Origin of the sequence: uncultured Roseibium sp. (assembly GCF_947494555.1) — a bacterium.
GTDB lineage: Bacteria > Pseudomonadota > Alphaproteobacteria > Rhizobiales > Stappiaceae > Roseibium.
Map to the genome: position 1 here is coordinate 24,275 of NZ_CANLVF010000008.1, position 25,420 is coordinate 49,694.

The 25,420-nt window shown below is 59.3% G+C and carries 22 protein-coding genes; 15 read left to right on the forward strand and 7 right to left on the reverse strand.

Annotated elements, in window-relative coordinates; genetic code table 11:
• Positions 1-59 precede the first annotated feature (59 nt).
• The 7 genes from hutI (at position 60) to Q0915_RS29310 (ending at position 8,714) form a co-directional block, all read left to right on the forward strand.
• Positions 60-1,226: an imidazolonepropionase gene (gene hutI, locus Q0915_RS29280; protein ID WP_299484009.1), complete on the forward strand. Its 1,167-nt coding sequence runs from the start codon at positions 60-62 to the stop codon at positions 1,224-1,226.
• Positions 1,223-2,779, forward strand: coding sequence for a histidine ammonia-lyase (hutH, locus tag Q0915_RS29285; protein WP_299483875.1), 1,557 nt, complete (start codon positions 1,223-1,225; stop codon positions 2,777-2,779). The genes hutI and hutH overlap by 4 nt, the downstream gene beginning before the upstream one ends.
• Entirely contained in the window at positions 2,766-3,593 is an 828-nt protein-coding gene (hutG, locus tag Q0915_RS29290; protein ID WP_299483876.1) for an N-formylglutamate deformylase, read from the forward strand. The genes hutH and hutG overlap by 14 nt, the downstream gene beginning before the upstream one ends.
• The gene (gene hutU / locus Q0915_RS29295) at positions 3,590-5,263 is read left to right on the forward strand and encodes a urocanate hydratase (protein WP_299483877.1); all 1,674 of its coding nucleotides are present in this window, start codon (positions 3,590-3,592) and stop codon (positions 5,261-5,263) included. Before hutG ends, hutU begins: the two co-directional genes overlap by 4 nt.
• Positions 5,264-5,313: 50 nt before the next feature.
• A complete protein-coding gene (locus Q0915_RS29300; RefSeq protein ID WP_299483878.1) occupies positions 5,314-6,411 on the forward strand; it encodes a TRAP transporter substrate-binding protein in 1,098 nt (365 codons plus the stop codon).
• Between the two features lie 252 nt (positions 6,412-6,663).
• A complete protein-coding gene (locus tag Q0915_RS29305) occupies positions 6,664-7,167 on the forward strand; it encodes a TRAP transporter small permease subunit (protein WP_299483879.1) in 504 nt (167 codons plus the stop codon).
• The gene (locus Q0915_RS29310; protein WP_299483880.1) at positions 7,164-8,714 is read left to right on the forward strand and encodes a TRAP transporter large permease subunit; all 1,551 of its coding nucleotides are present in this window, start codon (positions 7,164-7,166) and stop codon (positions 8,712-8,714) included. Before Q0915_RS29305 ends, Q0915_RS29310 begins: the two co-directional genes overlap by 4 nt.
• On the opposite strand, the gene Q0915_RS29315 is transcribed toward Q0915_RS29310, so the two are convergent.
• From Q0915_RS29315 to Q0915_RS29345, 7 genes are all read right to left on the reverse strand, one after another.
• A complete protein-coding gene (locus tag Q0915_RS29315) occupies positions 8,708-9,958 on the reverse strand; it encodes a glycoside hydrolase family 3 N-terminal domain-containing protein (RefSeq protein ID WP_299483881.1) in 1,251 nt (416 codons plus the stop codon). The genes Q0915_RS29310 and Q0915_RS29315 overlap by 7 nt on opposite strands.
• A gap of 131 nt (positions 9,959-10,089) precedes the next feature.
• Positions 10,090-11,367 carry an aminotransferase class III-fold pyridoxal phosphate-dependent enzyme gene (locus tag Q0915_RS29320; RefSeq protein WP_299483882.1) on the reverse strand — a complete coding sequence of 426 codons (1,278 nt, stop codon included), beginning with the start codon at positions 11,365-11,367 and terminating at the stop codon, positions 10,090-10,092.
• Positions 11,368-11,380: 13 nt separating this feature from the next.
• Entirely contained in the window at positions 11,381-12,505 is a 1,125-nt protein-coding gene (locus Q0915_RS29325) for an enolase C-terminal domain-like protein (protein ID WP_299483883.1), read from the reverse strand.
• Positions 12,502-13,617 (reverse strand): mandelate racemase/muconate lactonizing enzyme family protein, encoded by a 1,116-nt coding sequence (locus Q0915_RS29330; protein ID WP_299483884.1) that lies wholly within the window; start codon positions 13,615-13,617, stop codon positions 12,502-12,504. Before Q0915_RS29330 ends, Q0915_RS29325 begins: the two co-directional genes overlap by 4 nt.
• Positions 13,614-14,726: a mandelate racemase/muconate lactonizing enzyme family protein gene (locus Q0915_RS29335; RefSeq protein ID WP_299483885.1), complete on the reverse strand. Its 1,113-nt coding sequence runs from the start codon at positions 14,724-14,726 to the stop codon at positions 13,614-13,616. Before Q0915_RS29335 ends, Q0915_RS29330 begins: the two co-directional genes overlap by 4 nt.
• Positions 14,723-15,817 carry an alcohol dehydrogenase family protein gene (locus tag Q0915_RS29340; protein ID WP_299483886.1) on the reverse strand — a complete coding sequence of 365 codons (1,095 nt, stop codon included), beginning with the start codon at positions 15,815-15,817 and terminating at the stop codon, positions 14,723-14,725. Before Q0915_RS29340 ends, Q0915_RS29335 begins: the two co-directional genes overlap by 4 nt.
• Positions 15,814-18,294 carry an FAD-dependent oxidoreductase gene (locus Q0915_RS29345; RefSeq protein ID WP_299483887.1) on the reverse strand — a complete coding sequence of 827 codons (2,481 nt, stop codon included), beginning with the start codon at positions 18,292-18,294 and terminating at the stop codon, positions 15,814-15,816. The genes Q0915_RS29340 and Q0915_RS29345 overlap by 4 nt, the downstream gene beginning before the upstream one ends.
• A 76-nt stretch (positions 18,295-18,370) precedes the next feature.
• Here Q0915_RS29345 and Q0915_RS29350 point away from each other — a divergent pair, with 76 nt between their 5' ends.
• The 8 genes from Q0915_RS29350 to Q0915_RS29385 all read left to right on the forward strand — a co-directional run bounded on the left by Q0915_RS29350 (position 18,371) and on the right by Q0915_RS29385 (position 25,419).
• Positions 18,371-19,279 carry a MurR/RpiR family transcriptional regulator gene (locus Q0915_RS29350; protein WP_299483888.1) on the forward strand — a complete coding sequence of 303 codons (909 nt, stop codon included), beginning with the start codon at positions 18,371-18,373 and terminating at the stop codon, positions 19,277-19,279.
• Positions 19,276-20,358 carry an aromatic ring-hydroxylating dioxygenase subunit alpha gene (locus Q0915_RS29355; RefSeq protein ID WP_299483889.1) on the forward strand — a complete coding sequence of 361 codons (1,083 nt, stop codon included), beginning with the start codon at positions 19,276-19,278 and terminating at the stop codon, positions 20,356-20,358. The genes Q0915_RS29350 and Q0915_RS29355 overlap by 4 nt, the downstream gene beginning before the upstream one ends.
• Positions 20,358-21,206: a hypothetical protein gene (locus Q0915_RS29360; protein WP_299483890.1), complete on the forward strand. Its 849-nt coding sequence runs from the start codon at positions 20,358-20,360 to the stop codon at positions 21,204-21,206. The genes Q0915_RS29355 and Q0915_RS29360 overlap by 1 nt, the downstream gene beginning before the upstream one ends.
• Positions 21,199-21,942: a hypothetical protein gene (locus Q0915_RS29365; protein WP_299483891.1), complete on the forward strand. Its 744-nt coding sequence runs from the start codon at positions 21,199-21,201 to the stop codon at positions 21,940-21,942. The genes Q0915_RS29360 and Q0915_RS29365 overlap by 8 nt, the downstream gene beginning before the upstream one ends.
• Positions 21,939-23,390 carry an aldehyde dehydrogenase family protein gene (locus tag Q0915_RS29370; RefSeq protein WP_299483892.1) on the forward strand — a complete coding sequence of 484 codons (1,452 nt, stop codon included), beginning with the start codon at positions 21,939-21,941 and terminating at the stop codon, positions 23,388-23,390. Before Q0915_RS29365 ends, Q0915_RS29370 begins: the two co-directional genes overlap by 4 nt.
• A gap of 3 nt (positions 23,391-23,393) precedes the next feature.
• On the forward strand, positions 23,394-23,774 hold the full coding sequence (locus Q0915_RS29375; RefSeq protein WP_299483893.1) for a carboxymuconolactone decarboxylase family protein: 381 nt from the start codon (positions 23,394-23,396) through the stop codon (positions 23,772-23,774).
• Positions 23,775-23,900: 126 nt separating this feature from the next.
• Entirely contained in the window at positions 23,901-24,608 is a 708-nt protein-coding gene (locus Q0915_RS29380; RefSeq protein ID WP_299483894.1) for an ABC transporter permease, read from the forward strand.
• Positions 24,601-25,419, forward strand: a complete 819-nt coding sequence (locus Q0915_RS29385) for an ATP-binding cassette domain-containing protein (RefSeq protein ID WP_299483895.1) — start codon at positions 24,601-24,603, stop codon at positions 25,417-25,419. Before Q0915_RS29380 ends, Q0915_RS29385 begins: the two co-directional genes overlap by 8 nt.
• The last annotated feature ends 1 nt before the right edge of the window (position 25,420 follow it).

The following is a 25,420-nucleotide window of genomic DNA, read 5'->3' on the forward strand; positions in this document are numbered from 1 at the left end:
AATCAAGCTGGAGTTGGTCCTTGTCGCAGCGCCTCCTGACGAACGCCAGTCTGGCAACCATGCTGGATACAGGCTCGCCGTATGGCTTGATAGAAAACGGAATTCTTGCGCTCGACGACGGCAAAATCTCCTGGCTGGGCGCCGGGACAGAACTCCCGCCAGAGTATTCCTCTTGGGCTATGGAGGATCTTGGCGGACGCCTGGTTACGCCGGGTCTGATCGACTGTCACACGCATGTGGTTTTTGGCGGTAACCGGGCCCGGGAATTTGAGATGCGTCTTGAAGGTGCATCCTACGAAGAAGTCGCAAAGGCGGGCGGCGGCATTGTCTCCACTGTCAAGGCAACCCGCACGGCAAGCGAAGATGAACTCCTTGCCGGAGCCCTTACCCGGGTCGATGCCCTGATCGCGGAAGGTGTCACGGCGCTTGAAATCAAGTCCGGCTACGGCCTCGATGTTGAAACCGAATTGCGCATGCTGCGGACGGCGAGAAAGATCGGTGAAGTCCGGCCGGTCTTGGTCCGCACGAGTTTCCTCGGCGCACATGCTATTCCACCGGAATACAAGGGCCGCGCCGACGCTTATCTTGATGAGGTTTGCCTGCCCGCATTGGCGGCCGCCCATGACGAAGGACTTGTCGATGCGGTCGACGGGTTCTGTGAGGGCATCGCCTTCACGCCGGACCAGATCGCGCGGGTGTTCGAAAAGGCGAAAGAACTCGGCCTGCCGGTCAAGCTCCATGCCGAGCAGCTTTCCAATCTCGGTGGCGCGGTACTGGCGGCCCGCTATGGTGCCTTGTCAGCAGATCATCTTGAATACCTGGATGAAGCAGGTGTCAGCGCGCTGAAAGAAAGTGGTAGTGTTGCCGTTCTTCTGCCCGGAGCGTTCTACACTTTGCGAGAGACACAGTTGCCGCCCCTCGATCTTCTGCGCGGATACAAGGTCCCAGTCGCACTCGCCACCGACTGCAATCCCGGTTCCTCACCCCTCGCCTCGCTTTTGCTGACGATGAACATGGGCTGCACACTGTTCCGCATGACGCCCGAAGAAGCACTGGCCGGAGTGACGCGCGATGCCGCGAAAGCCCTTGATCTGAGCGACCGCGGCACGCTTGAGGCCGGTAATTGCGCCGATCTTGCCATCTGGAACGTCCGGCATCCGGCAGAACTGAGCTACAGGATCGGCTTCAACGCGCTGGAAAAACGTCTTTTCGGGGGCCTGGAATGAAAGCGCTCACGCTAACCCCTGGCCTGGTGACGCTCGCCGATCTGGAACGGATCTATCGCGAAGAAGCAGCTGTGCGCGTTGATCGCGCCGCTGAGCCCGCCATCCGGCAGGCCGCCGAACGGGTTGCAAAGGCAGCTCAGGGCAGCGATGCCGTCTACGGCGTCAACACCGGCTTCGGCAAACTTGCAAGCGTCAAGATCGCCGCTGATGACACGGAAACCCTCCAGCGAAACCTGATCCTGTCTCACTGCTGCGGGGTTGGTGAACCACTCGACAGCAGCACGACCCGTCTGATGATGGGCCTGAAACTTCTGTCGCTGGGGCGCGGGGCCTCCGGCGTACGGCTTAAGGTTCTGCAGCTGATAGAAGCCTGCTTGGATAAAGGCGTCACGCCCGTCATTCCGTCGCAAGGGTCGGTCGGGGCTTCCGGTGATCTTGCGCCGCTTGCCCATATGACGGCTGTGCTGATCGGCGAAGGCGAAGCAATCTTCGAGGGCAACCGAATTGGGGGTGCAGAAGCGCTCGCAAAAGCCGGTCTTGAGCCGATCGTGCTCGGCCCGAAGGAAGGCCTTGGCCTGATCAACGGCACACAATTCTCGACCGCGTGTGCGCTTGTCGGATTGTTTGATGCCTGGCGGCTGGCGGAGGCAACGCTCGTCACGGCCAGCTTGTCGACCGATGCCATCATGGGTTCGACCGCCCCGCTTCTTGCCGGCATCCACGAGCTGCGCGGTCATCGTGGCCAGATTGAAGTCGCCCGGATCATGCGGGACATCATGACAGGGTCCCAGATCAGGGAAAGCCATCGCGAAGGAGATACGCGCGTTCAGGATCCCTATTGCATCCGCTGCCAGCCGCAGGTTGCCGGTGCGTGTGTTGATCTCTTGCGCATGGCCGCAACAACGCTGGAGATCGAAGCCAACGCGGCGACCGACAATCCGCTCGTGCTCGTCGATGTCGACCGGATTGTGTCAGGCGGAAATTTTCATGCTGAACCTGTCGCCTTTGCCGCCGACCAGATCGCACTCGCTGTCGCCGAACTTGGCGCTATTTCCCAGCGCCGCATCGCGCTGATGGTCGACCCGACGCTCTCGTTCGATCTGCCGCCGTTCCTAGCCAAGGATCCCGGTCTCAATTCGGGTATGATGATCGCGGAGGTCACGACAGCAGCGCTCATGAGCGAGAACAAGCACTTGGCCAATCCCTGCTCGACAGACTCCACACCGACGAGCGCCAATCAGGAAGACCATGTGTCCATGGCGGCTCATGGTGCCCGCCGTCTTCACCGGATGACCGCCAACCTCTCGCATATTCTCGGTGTCGAACTTCTATGCGCCATCGCCGGCATAGAACACCGGTCACCTCTGAAAACCAGTCCTGCGCTCCAGTCCGTTATCGCGAGATTACGCGAGGAAGTGCCCGCGCTTGAAGAAGACCGCTATCTGGCACCCGACCTTGAAACCGCAGCAGACCTGGTCCGCTCAAGGGTTCTTGTGTCGGTTCTGTCGAACGAGCACATGATCAAACTGGGGGCAGCCGATGCAGCCGGTTGAGGTTATAAGAGGAGACGGCCCCGTTGTTCTGGGTCTTCCACATTCAGGCACCTTCGTGCCGGACGAGGTCTGGCAACAGCTTAACCCGCTCGGACAAAAGCTTACCGATACGGACTGGCATGTCGACCGGCTCTATTCCGGTCTTCTGCCTGGCGCAACGATAGTCAGCGCCAACTTCCACCGCTACGTGATCGACGCCAACCGCGATCCGGAAGGCATAAGCCTTTACCCCGGCCAGAACACGACCACGTTGTGCCCGACGACCGACTTTGATGGCACGCCGATTTACCGCGAAGACGCAGCACCGGACAAAGCGGAAATCGAAGCGCGCCGGATTGCCTGGCACGCGCCGTATCACGCGGCGCTGGAAGCGGAACTGAACCGGGTCAGGGCAAAGCACGGCATTGCCATTCTCTATGACTGTCATTCGATCCGCTCTGTCGTACCGTTCCTCTTCGAAGGCACGCTGCCCGACTTCAATGTGGGCACCAACAACGGGGCGACCTGCGCACCGGAGATCGAAGCGGCGGTCTATGGTCATGTTCAAGACACCAAAGGGTACTCCTCAGTTCTGAACGGCCGCTTCAAGGGTGGCTGGACAACACGGAATTATGGGCGTCCCAGTGAGGGTTTTCATGCCATCCAGATGGAACTTGCCCAACGGACGCACCTGGTTTCCGAAGACCAGCCCTTTGACTACGACGAGCGCAAGGCGCAGCGCCTGCGCGGCCATTTACAGACCATTTTAAGAGCGCTTGTATCTTTGGCGCCGGCACTTGAAGAAAAACAAGAAGATCGAGGGAACGCATCATGAATGATCGCCGTCACAATGCCCGCGACGTCTATCCGCCGACCGGTCCGGAGCTGAACGCCAAGTCCTGGGTAACCGAAGCGCCGCTGCGCATGCTCATGAACAACCTCCATCCCGATGTTGCTGAAAACCCGCATGAGCTTGTGGTCTATGGAGGGATCGGCCGTGCCGCGCGCACCTGGGACGACTTCGACCGGATTGTCTCAGGTCTGAAACAACTGAATGAAGACGAAACACTGCTCGTTCAGTCCGGCAAACCGGTAGGCATCTTCAAAACGCACAAGGATGCGCCGCGCGTTCTCATCGCCAACTCGAATCTCGTTCCAAACTGGGCAAACTGGGATCACTTCCATGAGCTCGACAAGAAAGGTCTGGCCATGTACGGCCAGATGACGGCCGGTTCCTGGATCTATATCGGCACCCAGGGCATCGTTCAGGGCACCTACGAAACCTTCATGGAGGCCGGCCGCCAGCATTATGGCGGGAGCCTCAAGGGGCGCTGGATCCTGACCGGCGGGCTCGGGGGGATGGGAGGTGCACAACCCCTTGCTGCCGTCATGGCGGGCGCTTGCTGTCTCGCCGTTGAGTGTGACGAAAAGAGCGCCGATTTCCGACTGCGCACCCGTTACGTCGATGAGAAAACACATTCTCTAGATGAGGCACTAGTGCTGATCGACCGCTGGACGAAGGCAGGTGAAGCGAAGTCCGTCGCCCTGATCGGCAATGCCGCCGATGTTTTCCCTGAATTGGTCAGGCGTGGCGTCAAACCGGACATCGTTACCGATCAGACCTCCGCGCACGACCCCATCAACGGCTACCTGCCACAAGGCTGGACCGTGGCCGAATGGCGGGCAAAGGCGGAGACCGATCCGAAGGCAGTGGAGAAAGCCGCGCGCGCGTCCATGAAAGTCCATGTCGCCGCCATGGTCGATTTCTGGAACCAGGGTGTGCCGACACTGGATTATGGCAACAACATCCGTCAGGTCGCGCTTGAGGAAGGTCTGGAAAATGCATTCGCATTTCCCGGCTTTGTGCCTGCCTATATTCGCCCCCTGTTCTGCCGGGGCATCGGACCCTTCCGCTGGTGCGCGCTCTCCGGCGACCCGGAAGACATCTACAAGACCGACGCCAAGGTGAAGGAGATGATTCCGGATGATCCGCACCTTCACAACTGGCTCGACATGGCACGGGAGCGCATCTCTTTCCAGGGCCTGCCCGCGAGGATCTGCTGGGTCGGCCTGGGCCAGCGCCACCGTCTCGGCCTGGCCTTCAACGAAATGGTCCGTTCGGGCGAGCTGAAGGCACCCGTTGTTATCGGACGCGATCATTTGGACTCCGGCTCGGTGGCATCGCCAAACCGGGAAACGGAATCCATGAAGGATGGATCGGACGCTGTGTCCGACTGGCCGTTGCTCAACGCCCTGCTTAACACCGCTTCCGGGGCGACCTGGGTGTCGCTGCACCATGGCGGCGGTGTCGGCATGGGATTTTCACAGCATTCCGGCATGGTCATCTGCTGTGACGGCAGCGAAGATGCCGACAGACGGATTGCACGCGTCCTTTGGAACGACCCGGCCACCGGCGTCATGCGCCACGCCGACGCCGGATACGAGATCGCGCTTGAATGCGCGAAAGAACAGGGGCTGAACCTGCCGGGCATTCTGGAGGAATAACAACCACGGCGGGACACTCCACACCCAAATTCGAACAGAGGGGTAAAACCATGAAAAGACGTGATTTTCTAAAAGCCGGTGCGGCCGGAACCGCAGCTGTCACGGCTGCCACACTGGCATCGCCAGCCATTGCCCAGGACATTCGTCAATGGCGCATGGTCACCGCCTGGCCGAAAAACCTTCCAGGACCGGGCGTTGCCGCCCAGATGCTGGCTGATCGCATCACTGCGCTGTCCGGCGGACGTATCGAGGTCAAGTTGTTCGCGGCCGGAGAGATCGTTCCAGGCAATGGCGTCTTCGATGCTGTCGGCCAGGGCACGGCCGAGCTTTATCACGCCGTTCCCGCCTACTGGGGGTCCAAGTCCAAAGGGATCCTGCTCTTCGGTTCGCAACCCTTTGGCCTGACGGCACCGGAACAGGCCGGTTGGCTGATCCACGGCGGCGGGCAGCCGCTCTATGACGAAATCTATGCCCGCTTTAACCTGAAGCCGTTCCTTTGCGGCAATTCAGGCCCGCAATGGGCAGGGTGGTTCCGGACGGAAATCAACAGCGTCGACGACCTGAAGGGACTGAAGTTCCGCTCCACCGGCCTTGCATCCGAGATGTGTTCCAAGCTCGGCATGGCAGTGCAGGCGATGAGCGGTCCGGCAATGTTCCAGGCACTCCAGTCCGGCGCGCTCGATGCCGGCGAATTCATCGGCCCCTGGACAGACAGCGCGCTCGGCTATTACCAGATTGCCAAGAACTACTACTGGCCCGGCGTCGGCGAGCCGTCCTCCGCCGAAGAATGTGCGGTCAATCTTGAGGCCTACAACGATCTTCCGGATGACCTCAAGGCAGCCGTGTCACACGCCTGTGCCAGCCTCTACAATGACGTTCTCACCGAATACAACACCAAGCACGCTCAGGCTTTGACGCAACTTGTCAACGAACACGATGTCATGGTGCGCAAACTGCCGGACGAGGTCATTGTCGCAATGGGCAATGCCGCGGGAGAAGTCATTGCGGACCTGCGCGCAAGCGATGACGAACTGGTCAAGCGCATCACGGAAAGCTTCCTCGCCTACCGGACCTTGATGCACGAATACATGCCCTACGCCGACAACGGGCAGATGAACGCCCGCCTGCTCGATTACAAATACGACTAGGCCGCCGTACTGGCGTGAATTCTCCAAAGTTCCGAGGGACAGAGATTGATTCCTCGGAACACCCTTCGTCATCGCTGCACCCGCTTTCGCGGGCAAAGTTTCCGGCAGGGAACCCGGTAGACACAAACCTCACGCGAACAATGAGCTCCGCGGAATACTGGATCCCGGATCGTCACTACGCTCCGTCCGGGATGACAAGTTGGCGAAATTCTGATTCAAATTGAGTCTGACATGGGGGCAGGATCAACCGCAATGGAACGACTCGCGGACGTGCTGGAGCGCGTCAATTCAGTCATCGGCAACACGCTGTGCTGGGCGGCGCTTGCCATGCTGCTCCTGCAGTTCGTGATCGTGCTCCTGCGCTATGTTTTCGGCTACAGCTATATTTTTCTGGATGAGGGCGTACTCTATTTCCATGCCGCGCTGTTCATGCTCGGTGCCGGCTATACGTTTCTCGTCAACGCCCATGTCAGGGTCGACATTTTCTACGCCAAGTGTTCTGAACGCACGCAGGCCTGGATCGATCTCTTCGGGCACCTTTTCCTGCTTACGCCTGCCCTCGTCGTCCTGATCTGGTTCTCGTGGCCCTATGTACGTGGAAGCTGGGCCATACTGGAAGGCCCGATTTCCGTTGGGGGCATTCCGGCTTCCTATCTGCTCAAGACGCTGATCCCGTCCTACTGCGTCCTGCTGCTGATCCAGGGCGTTGCGGCATTCCTGCGCGATGTTCTTAAGCTGCGAGGCACCGGCGCATGAGTCTTCCGCTCGATCTCATCATGTTCGGCGCGCTCATCGCGTTCATCCTCCTGGGCTATCCCGTCGCCTTCACGATTGCCGGTGTTGCCACGGGTTTTGCGCTTCTTGGCTGGATGCTGGGTGATTTCAACATCCAGCTGATGGGTGCCATGGGCCAACGGTTTTTCGGCGTTCTCATCAATCCGGTCCTGACAGCGATCCCGCTCTTTGTGCTGATGGGTGTCATCCTGGAAAAGAGCCGGATCGCGGAAGACCTGCTTGAAACCATGGGGCGCCTTTTCGGGCGCATGAATGGCGGCCTCGGCGTCTCTGTCGTTCTCGTAGGCGCACTCCTGGCGGCTTCGACCGGTATTGTCGGTGCAACGGTGGTCGCCATGGGCCTCATCGCCCTGCCGACAATGTTGCGTAACGGCTATGATCCCAAGCTCGCTTCGGGAATGGTCTGCACGGCCGGTACCCTCGGCCAGATCATACCGCCCTCGACCCTGCTCATCATCCTGGCCGACGTCATGTCAAACGCCTTCCAGCAGGCGCAGTATGCGCAGGGCAAATTCACCATCGAAACCATTTCCGTCGGCCAGACCTTTGCCGCAGCCATGGTCCCCGGCTTGCTGCTGGTCGTTGTCTATTGCGTCTACATCCTCGCGCGCGCAAGGCTTTTTCCAAGCGATGCACCGGCCATGCGCGAGAACATCGAAAAACCGTCCACGCAGGAAATTGCCGCTGCAATTGTTCCCCCGATCCTTCTGATCATAGCCGTGCTCGGGTCTATTCTGGGTGGAATTGCTTCTCCCAATGAGGCCGCCTCAGTCGGGGCGATTGGCGCCATATTGCTGGCGGGCCGCCGTCTTGGTGTCTCCACAAGGCTGATCGTTCTCGCGACGCTTGCCTTGCTTGTGCTGGCGGTTGCCGCGACGGCGCTGCCTGTCCGTCTGCAGCGCTCCGATGTGACGATCGTCGGTTATCTGCTGGCTGGTCTTTATGCTGGTCTCGCAATCTTCGCACTCGGCGTTGTCCTGCGCATCCTGGTCGCGGCCTTTGGCGACGGACTATTGAAGGCATCGCTTCTGTCGACCCTCACCGTGACTTCCATGATCTTCGCAACCATCCTGATGGCCAGTTTCTTCTCGCTGGTCTTTGTCGGTCTCGGCGGCGAGGACAGGGTCCATGCGATCCTCAACGAAATGCCCGGCGGTGCGACAGGTGCTTTGATTTTTGCAATGCTGTTCGTCTTCGTGCTTGGCTTCTTTCTCGATTTCGTCGAGATCTCGGTAATCCTGTTGCCCGTGCTGATTCCGCCGCTCATTCTGATGGGCATCGACCCGATCTGGCTGACGGTCCTGATCGCGATCAACCTTCAGACATCTTTCCTGACGCCACCTTTCGGCTTTTCGCTTTTTTACCTGCGTGGGGCGGCGCCCAAGGAAATCACAACCGGTCAGATTTATCGCGGTGTCGTTCCGTTTATCCTCCTGCAGATGGTCGCGGTCGCAATCCTGTGGTTGTTTCCAATCCTGGCAACGTGGTTGCCGCGCTCGCTTTATTGAGCGGGCGTCAGGGCACACAGGTGATCTCCCGGCGTGATCGCAGGCAGCAGGCTTTCAATCCCGATTGGAATGGACGGGCTTGACGCAGGCTGCTTCAATCGGCTTTTCAGCGCCAGAATCCGGTCATAGGCCGCGTTGATCTTTTCGACCAGCAGCGGGTCATCCTCGGCAGCGTCCAAAAGAATACCCGCCACCTTTTCGGGAATATCCGGATCCGGACGTTTGTCATTGGCAAAGAGCAAGATGTCGGTTTGCGCGTGGACGGCTTTCAAAACCGCATCCTCCAGCGCAAAGTTCCTCCGGATCGCATCCATCTGAATGTCGTCGGAAATGATGACGCCGGTAAATCCAAGATCGCTGCGCAGGATCTCTACAAGTGCGGTCTCAGAAAGCGACATGGGACGGTTCTTATACGTTTTCTCAAGGGTCCGGTTGATCACATGTGCCGTCATGATCAAATCAACTTTGTCCTCTGCGATCAGCTGCCGGAACGGCATCAACTCGTCCGCGCTCCATGTTCTTGAAATGTCGACCGCACCCTTGTGGCTGTCCGTCCAGCTGGAGCCGTGCCCGGGAAAGTGCTTCAGCGCCGTCAGAACACCATGATCCCTGTGTGCGGACACAAAGGCAGCCCCATAGGCTGCGACGCGTTCCGGATCGGAAGAATAAGACCGTCCCAGCCGTCCGATGATCGGGTTGCCCCGGTTGACGTCGACATCGACAACAGGACCGAGATTAAGCGTAAAACCCCAGTCGGTAAGAGCTTCAGCAAGGGTGCCATAAGCTGTCTTTGCTTTGTCAGGGCCATATCGGAGCGCCATGCGTTTCGCCGACGGTGTATCAGGAAAGCCGTGATAGCGCTTGAGACGCTGGACCTTTCCACCCTCCTGGTCAATCGCAATAAGGGGCGGCAGGTGCGCCGGGGCGGCTTCTTTCAACGCCGCGTTCATGTGCTGCACGGTCTGGCGGTTTTTCAGGTTCCGCCCGAGATAGAGGACACCGCCGATTTCACCGGCTTCAATCTGGTCAAGAACGCGCCTGAACCCTGTTCTATCCGGCGTATTCCCAAGAAAACCGACCAGGATCATCTGGCCGATTTTGTCTTTCAGGCTGATCGTTTCCTCTTGCGCGGGATCACCATCATCATGCTGCGCCTTCACTTCTGCAAACGCGCTGGCGAAGCTGCTTGCAAAGACGAGCAACGCACAGATGATGATTGCACTGGCCCCGCAAGGCACCTTCATGAACGCCTCCGAGCCGTCCAGCCTCTTTCAAGACTTAGATAGCGCATTGGCGCACGTTTTCTCAAACTTCGGCCAATTTTGCTCTTCATCAGGTCGAAGGGCCAGCCAATATCCGGCAGTTGACTGCCCCGTCAGGCCACCAGCGCCTGTGCCGCAGTCGCCAGTGCTGCTTCGGTCTGGCTCAGATCCTCTTCGGTAAGCGCAAGATGGGCATAGAGTTTGCTGTCGGGTTTCAGAATACCGCTCGCGCGCAGGCTTTGATTGAACGCCTTTGCCTTTGCACCATCGTTATGGAACATGTCGCGATAGTTTCTGACCGGTTGATCGGTGAAAACGACGTCGAACAAAAACGGTTCGCCGACAATCTGGTGCGCGATGTCGGCAGCATCGAGATGCGTTTTGAATGCGCTCATCAGCCGCTCGCCGTTCTGGCGCAACTTCTCATAGGAACGCGGACGCTTCAGGATTTCCAGCGTCTTCAAGCCCGCTATGCTGGCGACGGGATTGCCGCTCAACGTTCCGATCTGAAACGTGAACCCCTCGTCGCCGACAATGCCCTTGTCGAAATGGGCCATGATCTCCTTTTTGCCGGCAATCGCGGCAAGCGGGAAACCACCGCCGATGATCTTGCCGAGCGTGCACAGATCCGGTGTGATGCCGTAATATTCCTGCGCGCCGCCATAGGCGAACCGGAAGCCGGTCACGACTTCATCGAAAATCAGAACGATGCCATGCTTGCTCGTCAGTTCTCTAAGCGCTTTCAGGAAACCGGGCGCCGGTGGAATGAGCCGTTGCAGCGGCTCAACGATCACGCAGGCAATCTCACCGGCATGCTCTTCAATGAGCGATTCGACAAACTCCGCATCGTTGAACGGGGCGATCAGCATGTTGTCGCGAACGCTTTCGGGAATACCCGCGGAGTCCGGCACGGCCTGCGGAAAGTTGACGAGTTTGCGTGGCGACAGGCTCATCAGTGCTTCACCGGACATCCCGTGGTAGCCGCCTTCGAATTTCAGGATCTTGTCCCGGCCTGTGAAAGCGCGCGCGAGCCGCATGGCGTACATATCCGCTTCGCCGCCCGTCGACACATAGCGTACCTGCTCCGCACAGGGCACCGCCTCGACCAAGACTTCGGCAAGCTCGATCCCGCGCGCATTGTTGGTGAAGAAGGTCATGCCCTTGCCGAGCTGTTCCTGCACGGCGTCGTGAACTTCAGGATTGCCGTGCCCCAGGATCATCGGTCCGGACCCGATCAGATAGTCGATAAATTCCTTCCCGTCTTCGTCCCACACGCGTGATCCTCTGCCCTCGCGCAAAATGACGCCCGGGTCGAAATTGCCGAATCCGGCCGCTGGCAGAACTTCAGCAGCGCGCGCTTTCCAGTCGTCCTGGGAAATCGTGGTTTTCATCTGACAGCCTCCTTCAGGCAGCAAGCGATAGGACGGGTTCGCCCAGAACGTCCGGATTTGGCGTTACCCCAAGACCGGGACCGGCAGGCGCAGAGATCCGCCCCATGGAACGGACCGGTGCATCCGGGTCCAGACGCGGATAAACATAGTTCGAGAGGTCGCAAACGTTCAGGACATTCGCGGGCGGCGACGACACCGCAACATGCAAAGCGGCGGCAGTGGCGATATCCGATCCCCACGTATCTTCAACACACATTTTTGCACCGAAATGCAGGCAAAGATCACGCGCGCGCCGAAGCTCAGAAATTCCTCCGAATTTGGACAGCTTGAGCGCAACCGCATCCATACAGCCAAGTTCATAGGCCTTGAAGAGGCTGACCGTGTCATGTGCGGTTTCATCGAGCTTCATCGGCAGACCCGTCGCCGAGCGGACCGCGGCACATTCTTCAAGCGTTGCGCAGGGCTGCTCCAGCATGACATCTAGATCGCGGACGGCGCGCCCGACCCTGGTTGCATCCAGACGGCTTGCGCCGCAGTTCCAGTCGCCGTAGACGAGCGGTCCCGGGCCGATGGCCTCGCGCACCATCCTGAGCCTGGCCACATCTGCTTCCCAGTTGTCGTCGGCGCCGAGTTTCACCTGGATTTGCCGCATCCCAGTGGCCAGCGCGTCCTTGGCGATGCGCGCCATTTCCTCCGGCGCGATGCAGGTGATGGAGTGATAGAGCGGCAGGTCGGCTACCTGTCTTCCGCCAAGCAGCGTGAAAACCGGGACGCCGCAGGCCTTGCCGGTCAGGTCCCAAAGGGCAATGTCGATTGCGGACTGCGCATAGACGTGACCAAGCAGGTGTTTCCGGCAGGCCGACATCAGAGCTTCGACACCGATCGGATTTGCCCCGATCAAAACCGGCGCAAGTTCGGCAAGCGCAGGCGCTACACCGTTTGCATAGGCGGGCAGATAATGCGGAATGGGGCAGACTTCGCCCCACCCGCTGACACCCTGATCCGTGTCGATCCGCAAAACCATGCTGTCGACTGTCGCGCAGGTTTTGCCGTCGGCCATGTAGTAGGTTTCATGGCTGGTAAGGGGCACCTTCCAGAGTGTCAGCCCGGTGATTTGAGTGTCGGGATAGTTGCTCACGCGCGCCCTCCATAAACCGCAACAGGCTGCCCGAGCGCCAGCGGATCGGGCGTGACGCCAACACCGGGTACATCGCTGAACGTGACATAGCCGTCTTGATTGCGCGCGCCCTGCCCCGCAACCGGATCAGTAGCCAGGTGTGCGTGACACAACCAGCTGGCCAGCCTGTTTGGGTCCGGCGTCGATGCTGCCAGGTGCAGCGTGGCCGTATCGGCAAAGGCGCTGCCGCCCGTATCTTCGATATGCATCTGCCATCCAACCGAAACGCCGAAATCTCGGATACGCCGCGCCTTGGTCAGTCCGCCGACCCGGTTGGGTTTGACTTTGACGCCCTGACACGCACCCGATTTCCAGGCCTGAAGATGATCCTGAAACGTGTGCAGGCATTCATCCAGCATGATCGGCTGAGGCACTTTTTTAGCAACAGCCGCGCATTGATCCAGCGTCTCGCAGGGCTGTTCGATCCAATCGCGCGCCGAAACGGCATTCAAGACCTGCAGCGCAACGCCCGGGGTCCAGGCCCTGTTCACGTCGAATGTAACCTGTTCGCCCTTCGGCAAGGCCGCGGAAATCGCTTCAATGCGTTCGATATCGGCGGCAAAATCACTGCCGCCGACCTTCGCCGAATGCGTCCGGTAGCCTTTGGCACTGGCCTCGTGGATCAGCGCAATCATCTCTTCGGGCGATCCTGTCGAGATCGACGAGTTGACCGCAACGCGCGCAGGTGTTTCCGCACCCAGAATGCGCCAGAGAGGTTCGCCCGTTGCCTTGCCGAGAAGATCCCAGCACGCAATGTCGATCGGTGATTTCGCGTAAGGGTGCCCTGGAAGCTGGACATCCATGGCCCGGTTGATGTCATCGAGCGCGCGCGGATCCCGCCCTAAAAGCGCCGGCGCCAGCAATTCGATCGCCGACCTCAGTCCAGGTCCGTGCGCGGGAAGATAGGTGTGCCCCCAGGGGCAGCCTTCGCCCCAGCCGGAAAGGCCTTCATCCGTATCGATCCGCACAAAGGTGCTGTCGATCGTCTCGAACTTCAGCCGCCCGCCCGACAGCCAATAAGGCTTGGAGAGCGGAAGGTCGATCTGCCAGACACTGATCCGGGAAATCCTCATGCCCCCGCTCCGTATTCGGCGACCGGTGCACCAAGACTGTCGAAATCAGGTTCGACGCCAAGGCCCGGCCCATCGGAGGCATAGAGCTTTCCGCTTGTCGTTCTTGGTCCCGGATATCCGGTCGAGCGGGTGTTATAGTTGTGAAGATCGGTCGTGTTCTGGAGAAACTCCGCCGCTGTCGAGGCTGCAAAATGCGCGAGCGTGGCCGTGGCAATCTCGCCGCCCCAGGTGTCTTCCGAGACGACCGGAATCCGGTTATCGATAAAGAAATCACGAACGCGCCGCGCTTTCGAGAGCCCGCCCAGATTGGAAATCTTCAGACACACCAGATCCGCCGCCCTGTCGGCCACGATCCGCTGCGCTGCCTGCATGCCGGTGACGCATTCATCCAGCTTCATCGGCAAATCGATCCGGCTTCGCACCTGCAGGCATTCCTCGTAAGTGCGGCAGGGTTGTTCGAAAATGAAATCGAGATCCCGCGTCGCCCGGGCGACCCTGAGCGCGTTGTCGACACGCCAACCCTGATTGGCATCCGCCATCGCCTTTTCGCCCGGTCTGAGCAATGGAACGACGGCGCGGATCCGCTCGATATCCTCGACCCAGTTCGCGCCGACCTTGATTTGAAACTGCCGGTATCCGCTTGCGCGGTGACGCTCCAGTTCGGCGACCGTTTCTTCCGTCGAGCGGTGCGGGGCGACCCGGTACATCGGCGCTCCGTCAGTCAGCTTGCCGCCGAGTAGCATCCAGACCGGAGCATTCAACGCCTTTCCGGCAATATCCCAACATGCGGCATCGAACGGGGCCTTCGCGTAGCCATGTCCTTGCACAAGATGATCCAGCAGCTGTTCGATCCGGGCGACCTGACGCGGATCTTCGCCAAGCAACGTAGGTGCAACGATGCGGGCAAGCGCTTCGACACCTTCCGAATGCGCAACCATGTAGTTCTCACCGCAAGGGGTGAACTCACCGCAGCCGGAAAGACCCGCATCCGTATCCATGACCACAACAGAGGCCCGTGCCGTCGAAATAGCGTTACCGGCACCCCAGCCGTAGCTGCCGTCGACATAGGGGAGATCAGTCTTGAAAATGCGTATGCGCGTGATCTTCATGGGATCACCACAATGTTACCCGTGTGCTTCTTCTCAATGAAGGCGGTTTGAGCCGCGTGAAAGTCCTTCAGCGGATAGGTCGCGGCCAGGGCAGGTTTCACTTCGCCGCGTTCGATATAGCCGACAAGATCCTTGAAGATATGAGGTTCCACGACGGTGGACCCGATGAGCGAAAGATCCTTGAGATAGAAGGTCCTGAGATCCAGCTCGACGATCGGCCCGGCAATCGCGCCAGAGCACGTGTACCGTCCACCGCGCTCCAGAACATCGATCAGCTTGCCCCAATAGGGCCCTCCAACGATATCGGACACCACGGAAACGGTCTCCCGCCCAAGGGCTGCCTTGAGCGCTACGCCGAGATTCTCCGGCGCGCGGTCCAGGAGCACATCCGCTCCCAGCGCCTTGACGTCCGCGTGCTTTGACGTGGAGGCCATCGCGGCAACAGTCGCGTCTCGGCGTTTGGCAAGCTGGACGACTGCCGACCCGACGCCTCCGGAAGCTCCGGTGACAAGGACCGTGTCCGCTTCCGTGACGTTTGCCCGGCTGAGCATTCCTTCAGCCGTTGTGTAGGAACACGAGAATGTCGCCAGTTCCGCATCGCTCAAACTGGATTGCACAGCACCGACATTCTTTGCGTTGGCGACCGTGTATTCGGCATATCCCCCATCACATTCCGAGCCGAAATATCCGGCCTTGTCCCGGTTGAAGGGATCCGACCAGTCACGGAGCCATCCGTCTACCATCACCCGCTTTCCCAGCAGATCTTGAGGAGCACCCTCGCCGAGGCCGACGACTTCTCCCACTGCGTCGGCACCTTGAATACGCGGGAATGTGATCGGTGCCCCGCCCCAGGTCGGATCTTCCTGCCCGACCTCCTCGTAGGCCCCGCCAGTGGTCGCATCGGAGACGGTTTTCGAATACCATCCGGACCTCGTGTTGACGTCGGTATTGTTCAGTCCGCACGCACCAACCTTGATCAGAACCTGACCCGGGCCGGGTTTCGGCGTCGGCCAGTCTTCGTGCCAGACAATCTGGTCAAGCCCTCCATGGCCTTTCAGGACCATGGCTTTCATTGTTGCAGGTAGTGTCATTCGGCTGCCACTCCGACAGGTGCGTCAGTTCTGGGGAAAATGCTCTCCGGATCATAGGCAGGGGCATCCAGAACGCGGGCCTTGCGGCGATCGTTCATGATGACCACTTCAAGCGACTGTCCCGGCTTGGCGGCTTCGGGCTCGACATAGGCAAAGGCGAGAATTTTGCCGATGGAATGTGCGAAGGCGACGGAACTGGTCGCTCCGACCGGCCGGCCATCCATCAGAACCGCCTCACCGCCGTGTCCGTCTTCAAAACCATCGGGCTCGATTTCGAGATAAACGCAAACCCACGGCAGATTGCTCGCCGCCGCGCTTTCTTCCGTTGCCGCCTTGCCCAGAAAATCGCCTTTGTCGAGTTTCACGAACCGCATCACATCGGCTTCAGGCAGCGTCACTTCATTCGTCAGTTCTCCAGCGCCCTTGAAGCCCTTTTCAAGGCGGAGCGCATTCATGGCAAAGGAGCCGTAATCCTTCAGTCCAAGCGGTTCGCCCGTCGACAAGAGTGCATCATAGACTTCCAGCATGTGCTCACGGGGGATATGAAATTCCCAGCCGAGTTCACCTGCATAGGACATGCGGAATGCCCAGACCTTGTGTCCGGCGACCTCGATTTCCTGGGCGGTCAGCCAGCGGAACGATGCATTGTCGAGAGCTGCCGGTGTATTCGGCGCAAGGATATTGCGGGCAAGCGGTCCATTGAGCGTCATTGCCCCCCATTCGTTGGAGCGGTTCGTGATAGTCGCGTCTTCACCCTGAAGGTTCTGGGCTAGATGATCCAGCAGCCTCTGTTCGAAGAATGCGGCACACACCAGGTAGAACCGGTCTTCTGAAAGCCGAACGACCGTCAGTTCCATTTCGATCCGGCCGCGCCGGTTGAGCATATGCGTGAGGGCGATGCCTCCGACTTTCTTGGGCAGCCGGTTGGCCACCAGCCGGTCCAGGTAGCGCTCCGCATCCGGACCTGACAACTCGACCTTGGTGAAGGCCGAAATGTCCATGATCCCGGCGGTCGTTCTGACGGCTTTCGTTTCCTTTGCGACGGCATCGTGCCATGCCGCCCGCCTGAAGGAATAGTAATCCCGCTGTTCAAGACCGTCCTTTGCAAACCAGCGCGGGCGTTCGTGCCCGTAGACCTCTTCGTAGACCGCACCCTTTTGCTTCAAGCGCTCGTAAAGCGGGCTGGGTTTGATCGGGCGGCCTTCCAGCCGGTTGAAGTGCGGGAACGGGATTTCGTGGCGCAGGCAATAATCTTCCTTTGCCTTGACGACCTGCCAGTCCTTGTCGGCATAGCCGCCGAACCGGCGTGGATCGAACTCTCGCATGGAGATGTCGGCCGAACCATGGACGATCCAGCGTGCAAGCTCTCGTGTCAGACCCGGCCCCCAGCCGATACCGATCTGGGTACCGCAGCAGCACCAGTAATTCTTGACGCCCGGAGCCGGACCGATCAGCGGGTTGCCGTCGGGCGGATGCGAGATTGCTCCGTGAACTTCGCGCTTGATGCCGAGTTCAGCGAAGATGGGCATGCGGTCCATGGCATTTTCCAACCATGGCATGATCCGGTCGTAGTCGGCTTCGAAAAGCTCGTTCTCCGCTTCCCACGGACAGAAGTCTTCCCAAACGGTGTTCGGATTTTCCTTCTCGTAGATCCCGATCAGACCGGACTTCTGCTCCATGCGGATATAGCCGGAGACAAGCTTGTCATCGCGGATAACCGGCAACTCTTTGTCCAGCTCCTTGAACTCAGGAACGGTGTCGGTGACGATGTAGTGGTGGGTCATGGAGGTCATCGGCAGCTGCAACCCGCTCCACTCCCCCATTTGCCGGGCGTAGGTACCACCCGCATTGACCACGTGTTCGCAGGTGATGTCGCCGAGCTCGGTGGAGACTTTCCATTCGCCGTTCGACTGCTGCTTGATATCGGTGGCACGGCAGCGGCGAATGATCTTCACACCGAGCTTGCGCGCACCGATGGCCAATGCCTGCGTGACGCCGGAAGGGTCTGCGTGCCCGTCGTCGGGCGTATGAAGCGCACCGAGAACACCATCGAGATTATAGAACGGATGAAGCTCGCGAATGCGGTCCGGTGCAACCATTTCCATAGGAAATTTCAATGCCCGCCCGACACTCATCGTGTGCCGGAGCCAATCCATTTCGTCTTCTGTATAGGCCAGTCGGAACGAGCCGCACCCGTGCCACGTCACCGACTGACCTGTTTCCTCTTCAAGCTTCCCCGAATAAAGATCGATATTGTAGCCGACGCATTTTCCAAGGCCGAAACTTGAAGTCGAATGCGTGATCTGCCCGGCCGCATGCCAGGTCGAGCCGGAAGTCAGCTCCGCCTTTTCCAGAAGAACGACATCTGCGCAGCCTTCATGGGCAAGATGGTAGGCAAGGCCGCAGCCCATGATGCCGCCACCAATGATGACGACGCGGGCCGAAGACGGCAGTTTGGAGGTTCCGGTTTCCGACACGTCTCATCTCCCAGGCCGGTGATTTTTCGATGGACATCGTAATTGTACAAATGTACTCTCGTCAATAATGAATGATATGATTGTACCAAAAACAGATCTGAAAGCCCCTCAGGAGGTTCTCACCGAGCTTGCGTCGGAGCTTGAGGACCTGACGCCGGAGCTGCGCAAGGCGGCCAGCTATGTGCTTGAAAATCCAAACGATGTCGGCGTTAGCTCAATCCGCGAAATTGCGGATGCTGCAGGCGTGAAACCGAACACGTTCGTGCGGATGGCCAGGTCCGTCGGGTTCGATGGATACGAAGACTTTCGCCACCCCTTCCGCGAAGCGATCCGCAGCCGTGGTACGGATTTTCCGGACCGGGCACGTTGGCTGCAGTCGCTGGCGAAGGGTGGCCAGCTGGGCGCACTCTTCGCGGAAATGGCGGCCTGCGCGATCTCCAATATCGAGAATACGTTTGCCGCAACCGATGCCAACGCGATGAAGGCGGCCGCCGATGCGATCGTGAATGCGCGGCACACCTACGTTCTCGGCGTCGGCGTGAACAACTCAAATGCGCGCAACTTCTCCTACCTCGCGGACATGGCTGTCGACACGATCTGGACCATTCCGAGGATGGGGTCTGTTGCAACGGATGATCTTGCACGGGCGGATGAGCGCGATGTGCTCGTCGCCATGACCTGCAAACCCTACCGAACGGATGTCATCGCCGCCGTGGAAACGGCGCGGGAACAGGGGCTGACCATCGTCGCCATTTCGGACAGCCCCGCCTCGCCCATCGTCGTCGGCAGCGATCATGCGTTCGTCGTCGACGCGGAAACGCCTCAGTTTTTCCCCTCGTCCGTATCGACAATCGCCCTGCTTGAAACACTGCTCGCCTTTGTCATCGCCGATGCACCGGAAGACGTGATTTCCAGCATCGAACGTTTTCACACACGCCGCCACAAGATGGGGCTCTACCAGGAAGAGTGGAAGGACCGCTCATGAATGTTCACAGCCAGCTCGTCCATTCGCTAGAAGCCCGATACTACACCGATCCGGAGCATTTCGAACGCGAGAAAGCCGGACTGCTGGCGCGAACGTGGCAATTTGCTGGGCATGCTTCGCTGCTTGAAAAGCCAGGCGACTATTTCACCATCGATATCGCCGACGAGAGCATCATCTGCCTGCGTGACCGGGAAGGCGAGCTCAGGGCTTACTACAATGTCTGCCAGCACCGCGCACACCAGCTGGTTCAGGGCGAAGGCAACACCAAGCTTTTGGTTTGCCCCTATCACAGCTGGACCTACGAGCTGACCGGCGGATTACGCTCAGGCCCGAATGTCCGTGCCGTGCCTGGTTTCGACCGCAGCAAGATCTGCCTGACCTCGGTGCGCATCGAGGACTTTTGCGGGTTCCTGTTCGTCAACCTTGATCCGGATGCAAAGCCCATGGACGTCTGGTTTCCGAATGTCCGCAAGGAGCTGCGCGCCTTTGTTCCGCACATCGACAGACTGAAACCGCTCGAGTGGGTGGAAATTCCGGAAAACTGCAATTGGAAAGTCTCTATCGAGAACTATTCAGAATGTTATCATTGCCCCATCAACCACACCACATTTTCAACCGGTGTGGTCAAGCCCGAGACCTATGACATCCAACCACAGGGATACTGTCTCAGGCACACGACCGAGTGCCAGAACCTCGACAGAATGACCTATGAAATCGATCCGGCATCGAACGAGCATGCCGGGGACTATTCGTCCTGGTTCCTCTGGCCGCTATTTTCGTTTCAGGTTTATCCCGGGAACATTCTCAACACCTATCACTGGCGCGCAGTTGATGTGAACAAAGTTGTCGTCTGGCGCGGCTGGTACACGGTTGACGGTGTCGATTCGGAAATCATCCGGCGCCTGGCGGTCCAGGATAGGTCGACAACGGTTGAAGAGGACATCTACCTTGTCGAAGCGGTTCAAAAGGGTCTCAGAAGCCGCGGATACAAACCAGGTCCCCTGGTGCTCGACCCGGCCTGCGGTGTGAATTCGGAACACTCCGTTGAGGCGCTGCAGAACTGGATGCGGGAAGTCTGATGACCGCGCCCGGGTCCGAAGCGCAGGGCATGCCGCTGGAATGGACCGAAGACCAGAAGCTGTTTCCGCATCAGGTCGGCTTCACCTGCCCGCCGCATGACTGGGATGCCGCTCCAAGCGATTTCTTGCGCATTGCGCCCGAAAGTGTCGGCGTTCATGGCTGGATGCTTCACGTTCCTGACTACCGGCATCGTCTCGACCAGCGTTCGCAGAACTTCGACATGCTCGAGGATTTCGCTGCCGTGATGGCCAACAATGGTGCCGATGTTTGCGCGCAGGTCGGATCCAACTGGGTACACGCCTCAGGCCTGGGCGTTCAAGGAATAGCCGATTTCTGCCATCGGCTCTCCGATACACATGGCCTTGCCTTTCACATGGCCGGATACGCGATGGTCGAGGCTCTGAGGGCCATGAACGTTGAAAAGGTCGCCCTCAATGCCGTCTATCACTGGCCGGAATGGTGGCAGGGGACGGTTGGTTTCCTGAAGGAAGCTGGCTTCGATGTGCTTTGGGCGGGCAACTTTGTCGATCAGGGCTGGTTCAAGACCCAGGAAGACGTGAACCGGAAGAGATGGATTTTCGAGGGCGATCTTGCACGGCGCAGCTTCGAATATGTTGCCGATAAGGCCCCAAACGCCGATGCCTACCTTGCCAACGGCATGGTCAATTTCCGGACCGGGCCCAATGGCCAACCGCAACGCATGCTACACCTCACCCCGCAGCTGGAAGAGCAACTCGGCAAACCGGTTGTCGCACACGACACCGCCCTCTACTGGCGCATTTTCCGCTCGCTCAATCTGGCGCCGGACGGCAGGCATGGGCAACTTCTGGAGACACTCGATGCATAAGATCGTTGCGCTCTGGGCCGTGCCCCGGTCGACGTCCACCGCCTTTGAATGGATGATGCGCCAGCGCGGTGATCTGGATTGCCTTCATGAGCCCTTTGGCGAGGCATGGTACCAGGGAGCAGAACCCTTCTGGCCGCGATGGCAGCCGGGCGACAAGACAACTCCGGACCTCACCCTTGAAAGCGTCTGGGACGATATCCGGGCGCGGGCAGAAGCCGGCCCGGTCTTCATCAAGGACTTCCCGCACTACATCAACCATATGTGGGACGCGGAGTTCCTCTCCCATTTCACCCATGCGTTTTTGATCCGGGATCCTGCGCTCACGATCACCTCCATGCATGACAAGTGGCCCGATTTCGACAGCGCTGAAGTCGGCTTTCCCGAGCAGCGGGCACTGTTTGATCTGATCCATGCCCTGGACGGCAAGGCCCCGCCGGTGATCGACAGCGACGACCTTCTGGAAAACCCGGAAGGCACGGTGAAAGCGTTTTGTGATGCCGTCGGCATTCCCTTCATTGCCGAGGCTCTCACCTGGGAACCGGGGGCCGACACGGCACAATACAGTTGGTGGGACGGCGGCTCCTTCCACGCCAATCTGAAAAACTCGACCGGGCTTCATCCGCAAAAACGGCGCTATGTCGAATTGGCCGATGCGCCCGCTCGCGTGCAGCACGTCCACCGGCGCATGAAACCCCATTACGACAGACTTCGTTTTCACAGGATCAGGGTGCAGTGACGGACATTCCGGCCTATTGGCATAATTTTATCGACGGTGACTACTGCGAAGGTGGCGCCGGACACATCGAGGTTCTCGATCCATCGACCGGAGAGCGGGTCGCGGACCAGGCGATCGCGGACGAAAGCGATGTTGATCGCGCAGTGTCGGCGGCTGAGGCCTTAAGTGCCAACGGCGCCTGGTCGGATCTTCGCCCCGTTGAGCGCGGCCGCATCGTTCGAAAGATGGGAGAGTACATTCTCGACCGGATCGACGAAATTGCTCCGATCCTGACGCGCGAAGCCGGCAAGCCGCTCTGGGAAGCCAGGCTCGAGCTTGAAGGCGCAGCACGCTATTTCGAATATTACGGCAACCAGGCCGAAACCATGGAAGGCCGCTCCATTCCACTCGGCGGCGGCTACTTCGATTTCACCACCCATGAACCGTTCGGCGTGTCGGCCCAGATCATTCCGTGGAACTACCCCATGGAAATGACGGCCCGCTCGCTGTCGGCCGCGCTTGCGGTCGGCTGTTCCGTTGTCGTCAAGACACCCGAACTCGACCCGCTCACCAACCGGTTTTTTGCAGATGCCGCGCTTGCCTGCGGACTGCCCAATGGCGCGCTCAACATCATCAGCGGGCTTGGTAAGGACACAGGCGCAGCACTGACCGCACATCCCGGCGTCAACCAGATTGTCTTCACCGGCTCGGTTCAGACCGGAACAGCAATTGCAACGGCCGCGGCGCGGAACGTAGTGCCCTGCGTCCTCGAACTCGGCGGCAAATCGGCCGCAATCGTCCATGACGATGCGGATCTGGATGCATTTCTCTCTGATGTCCGCTGGGGCATTTATTTCAACGCCGGCCAGGTCTGCTCCGCCATGTCCCGCGTCGTCGCCCACGAAAAGGTCCACGACAAGCTGGTCGACGGCATTGTCGCCATGGCGGAAGACCTCGATGTCGGCGACGGCCTCGGGTTTCCGGACTTCGGCACCAACATGGGCCCGATGATTTCCGAAAGCCAATGCCAGCGCGCAGCCGGAATGGTTTCAAAGGCCGAGCGCGATGGCGCAAGGGCGGCCACGGGTGGACGGCGGATGAACCGCCCGGGATACTTTCTCGAACCAACGGTGCTGACTGGCGTCACACCCGACATGACAATCGCCAATGACGAGGTCTTTGGCCCGGTTCTGTCAGTCTTGAAATTCAGCACCGAGGAAGAAGCCATCCGGATCGCCAATGGAACGCCTTACGGATTGGTTGCCGGAGTTTTCACATCCGATATCGACCGCGCCATGCGGGCAACCAGAGGTCTTCGCGCCGGACAGGTGTTCGTCAACGAATGGTACGCAGGCGGTGTCGAGACCCCCTTTGGCGGTTTCGGCAAATCCGGCTACGGTCGCGAAAAGGGCCGCGAAGCGCTGCTCAACTATGTTCAAACGAAAAATGTCGCGATCAAACTGAGGTAAGAAATGGATCAGGATCTGTTCGAAAAGGGACTGGAACAACGCAAGGCAACGCTCGGCGCAGAATATGTCGAGAACAACCTGGCGAAAGCAGACGATTTTACCCGTCCGTTTCAGGAGGCGATGACAGCCTGGTGCTGGGGATTCGGATGGGGCGACGACGTCATCGACGCCAAGACCCGCTCCATGATGAACCTCGCGATGATCGGTGCGCTCGGAAAGATGACCGAGTGGGAGATCCATTGCAGAGGTGCGATTAACAACGGGGTCACCAAGGACGAAATCCGCGCGATCATTCACGTGGTGGGGATTTATTGCGGCGTTCCGCAATCGCTGGAATGCTTCCGGGTAGCCAGAAAGGTGCTTGAAGAGCAGGAACCCGCCTGACCTCATCGGTTTGCGGCTACGGAGGTTTCTGCGCTTCTTGCAGCACTTTGCCTTCGCCTCAAGTATGGGTTGGTTTTTTGTGCATTTTACGCTATTTTTTCCCAAAGCTTGGGAGGAAAAGCATAAATGGACGGTTTCTGGAGTGTGCTGGGTGGAGCGTTCGCGCTCGTCTTTGCACTGGATCCGGATCTCATGGAAATCATCGGGCTGTCCATGAAGGTGACCCTGACGGCGGTGTTCTTGGCCTGCCTGATTGGATTGCCGCTCGGCGCAGCCGTGGGCACATTCCGCTTTCCCGGTCGCTCGCTACTGGCCGTCATTTTGAACGCGCTCATGGGTCTGCCACCGGTTGTGGTCGGTCTTGTCGCTTATCTGATGCTGTCCGCCTCCGGCCCGCTGGGTCCGCTCCGCCTGCTATACACTCCCACAGCCATGATCATCGCCCAAATGATCATCGTCACGCCCATCGTCGCGGCCCTGACGCGTCAGGTTGTTGAAGACCTCGACCGCGAATATGCCGAACAGTTTGCCTCGCTTGGAGTTGGTGCCTTCGACCGCCTGTTTTCGCTTCTTTGGGATGCCCGCTACAGCCTGCTGACCGTTGCGCTCGCCGGTTTCGGCCGAGCTGTCGCGGAAGTCGGCGCTGTCCTGATCGTGGGCGGGAACATAAATCATGTCACGCGGGTCATGACGACGACCATCGCGCTTGAGACTTCCAAGGGAAATCTTCAGCTTGCGCTCGCTCTCGGCGTCATCCTTTTGGTGATCGCCTTTACGGTCAATGCATGCGTCATGGCCATCAGGGCCTCCGCCGTGAGGGCCGCCTATGCGTGATGCAGCCTTTGATATGCCGTCAGCACCGTCGGCCCGCTTCCAGCCGCAGGATGGAAAGCCGATCCTTGAAGCAATGGGGATCACCTTCAAGGCAGGCGGCCAACAACTGCTTGATGAGATCGACATCACCATTCGGCGCGGCGCGCGCACCCTCATCATGGGACCCAATGGGGCTGGCAAGAGCCTGCTGCTGCGCCTGATGCACGGATTGATCCGGCCCGACAGAGGAGAAGTCCTTTGGGAAGGGCAGCCTTTGACGAAGCAGGCGATGAAATCCCAGGCGATGGTCTTTCAGCGTCCTGTCCTGTTGCGCCGCTCCGTTCTGGCCAATCTCAAGTTCGCGCTCTCGGTTCGTGGCCTTCGCGGACACAAGCGCGCGCAAAAAATTGAAACAGCGCTGGCCTCTGCGGGGCTGGGCCATCTTGCCCGGCGCCCGGCACGCGTGCTCTCTGGCGGCGAACAACAGCGCCTCGCGGTTGTTCGTGCACTCGCCTGTGAGCCGGACCTTCTCTTTCTGGACGAACCGACTGCAAACCTCGACCCGGCCTCGACTGCGGCGATCGAAAAGCTCGTGATGGAAGCAAACGAAAAGGGCATCACGATCGTGCTCGTGACGCACGATGCCGGACAGGCAAAACGTCTTGGAGAAGACGTCATCTTTCTTCAGGACGGCCGCGTTGCGGAAGCAGGGACCGTCAGTCAGGTGCTCAATACACCACAAAGTGAACCGGCGCGCGCCTGGCGCGACGGCCGCCTTTATCTTGGACCGCAGATTCGAACTCTTTCAGGTAACGACCGGAGTAACACGTGAT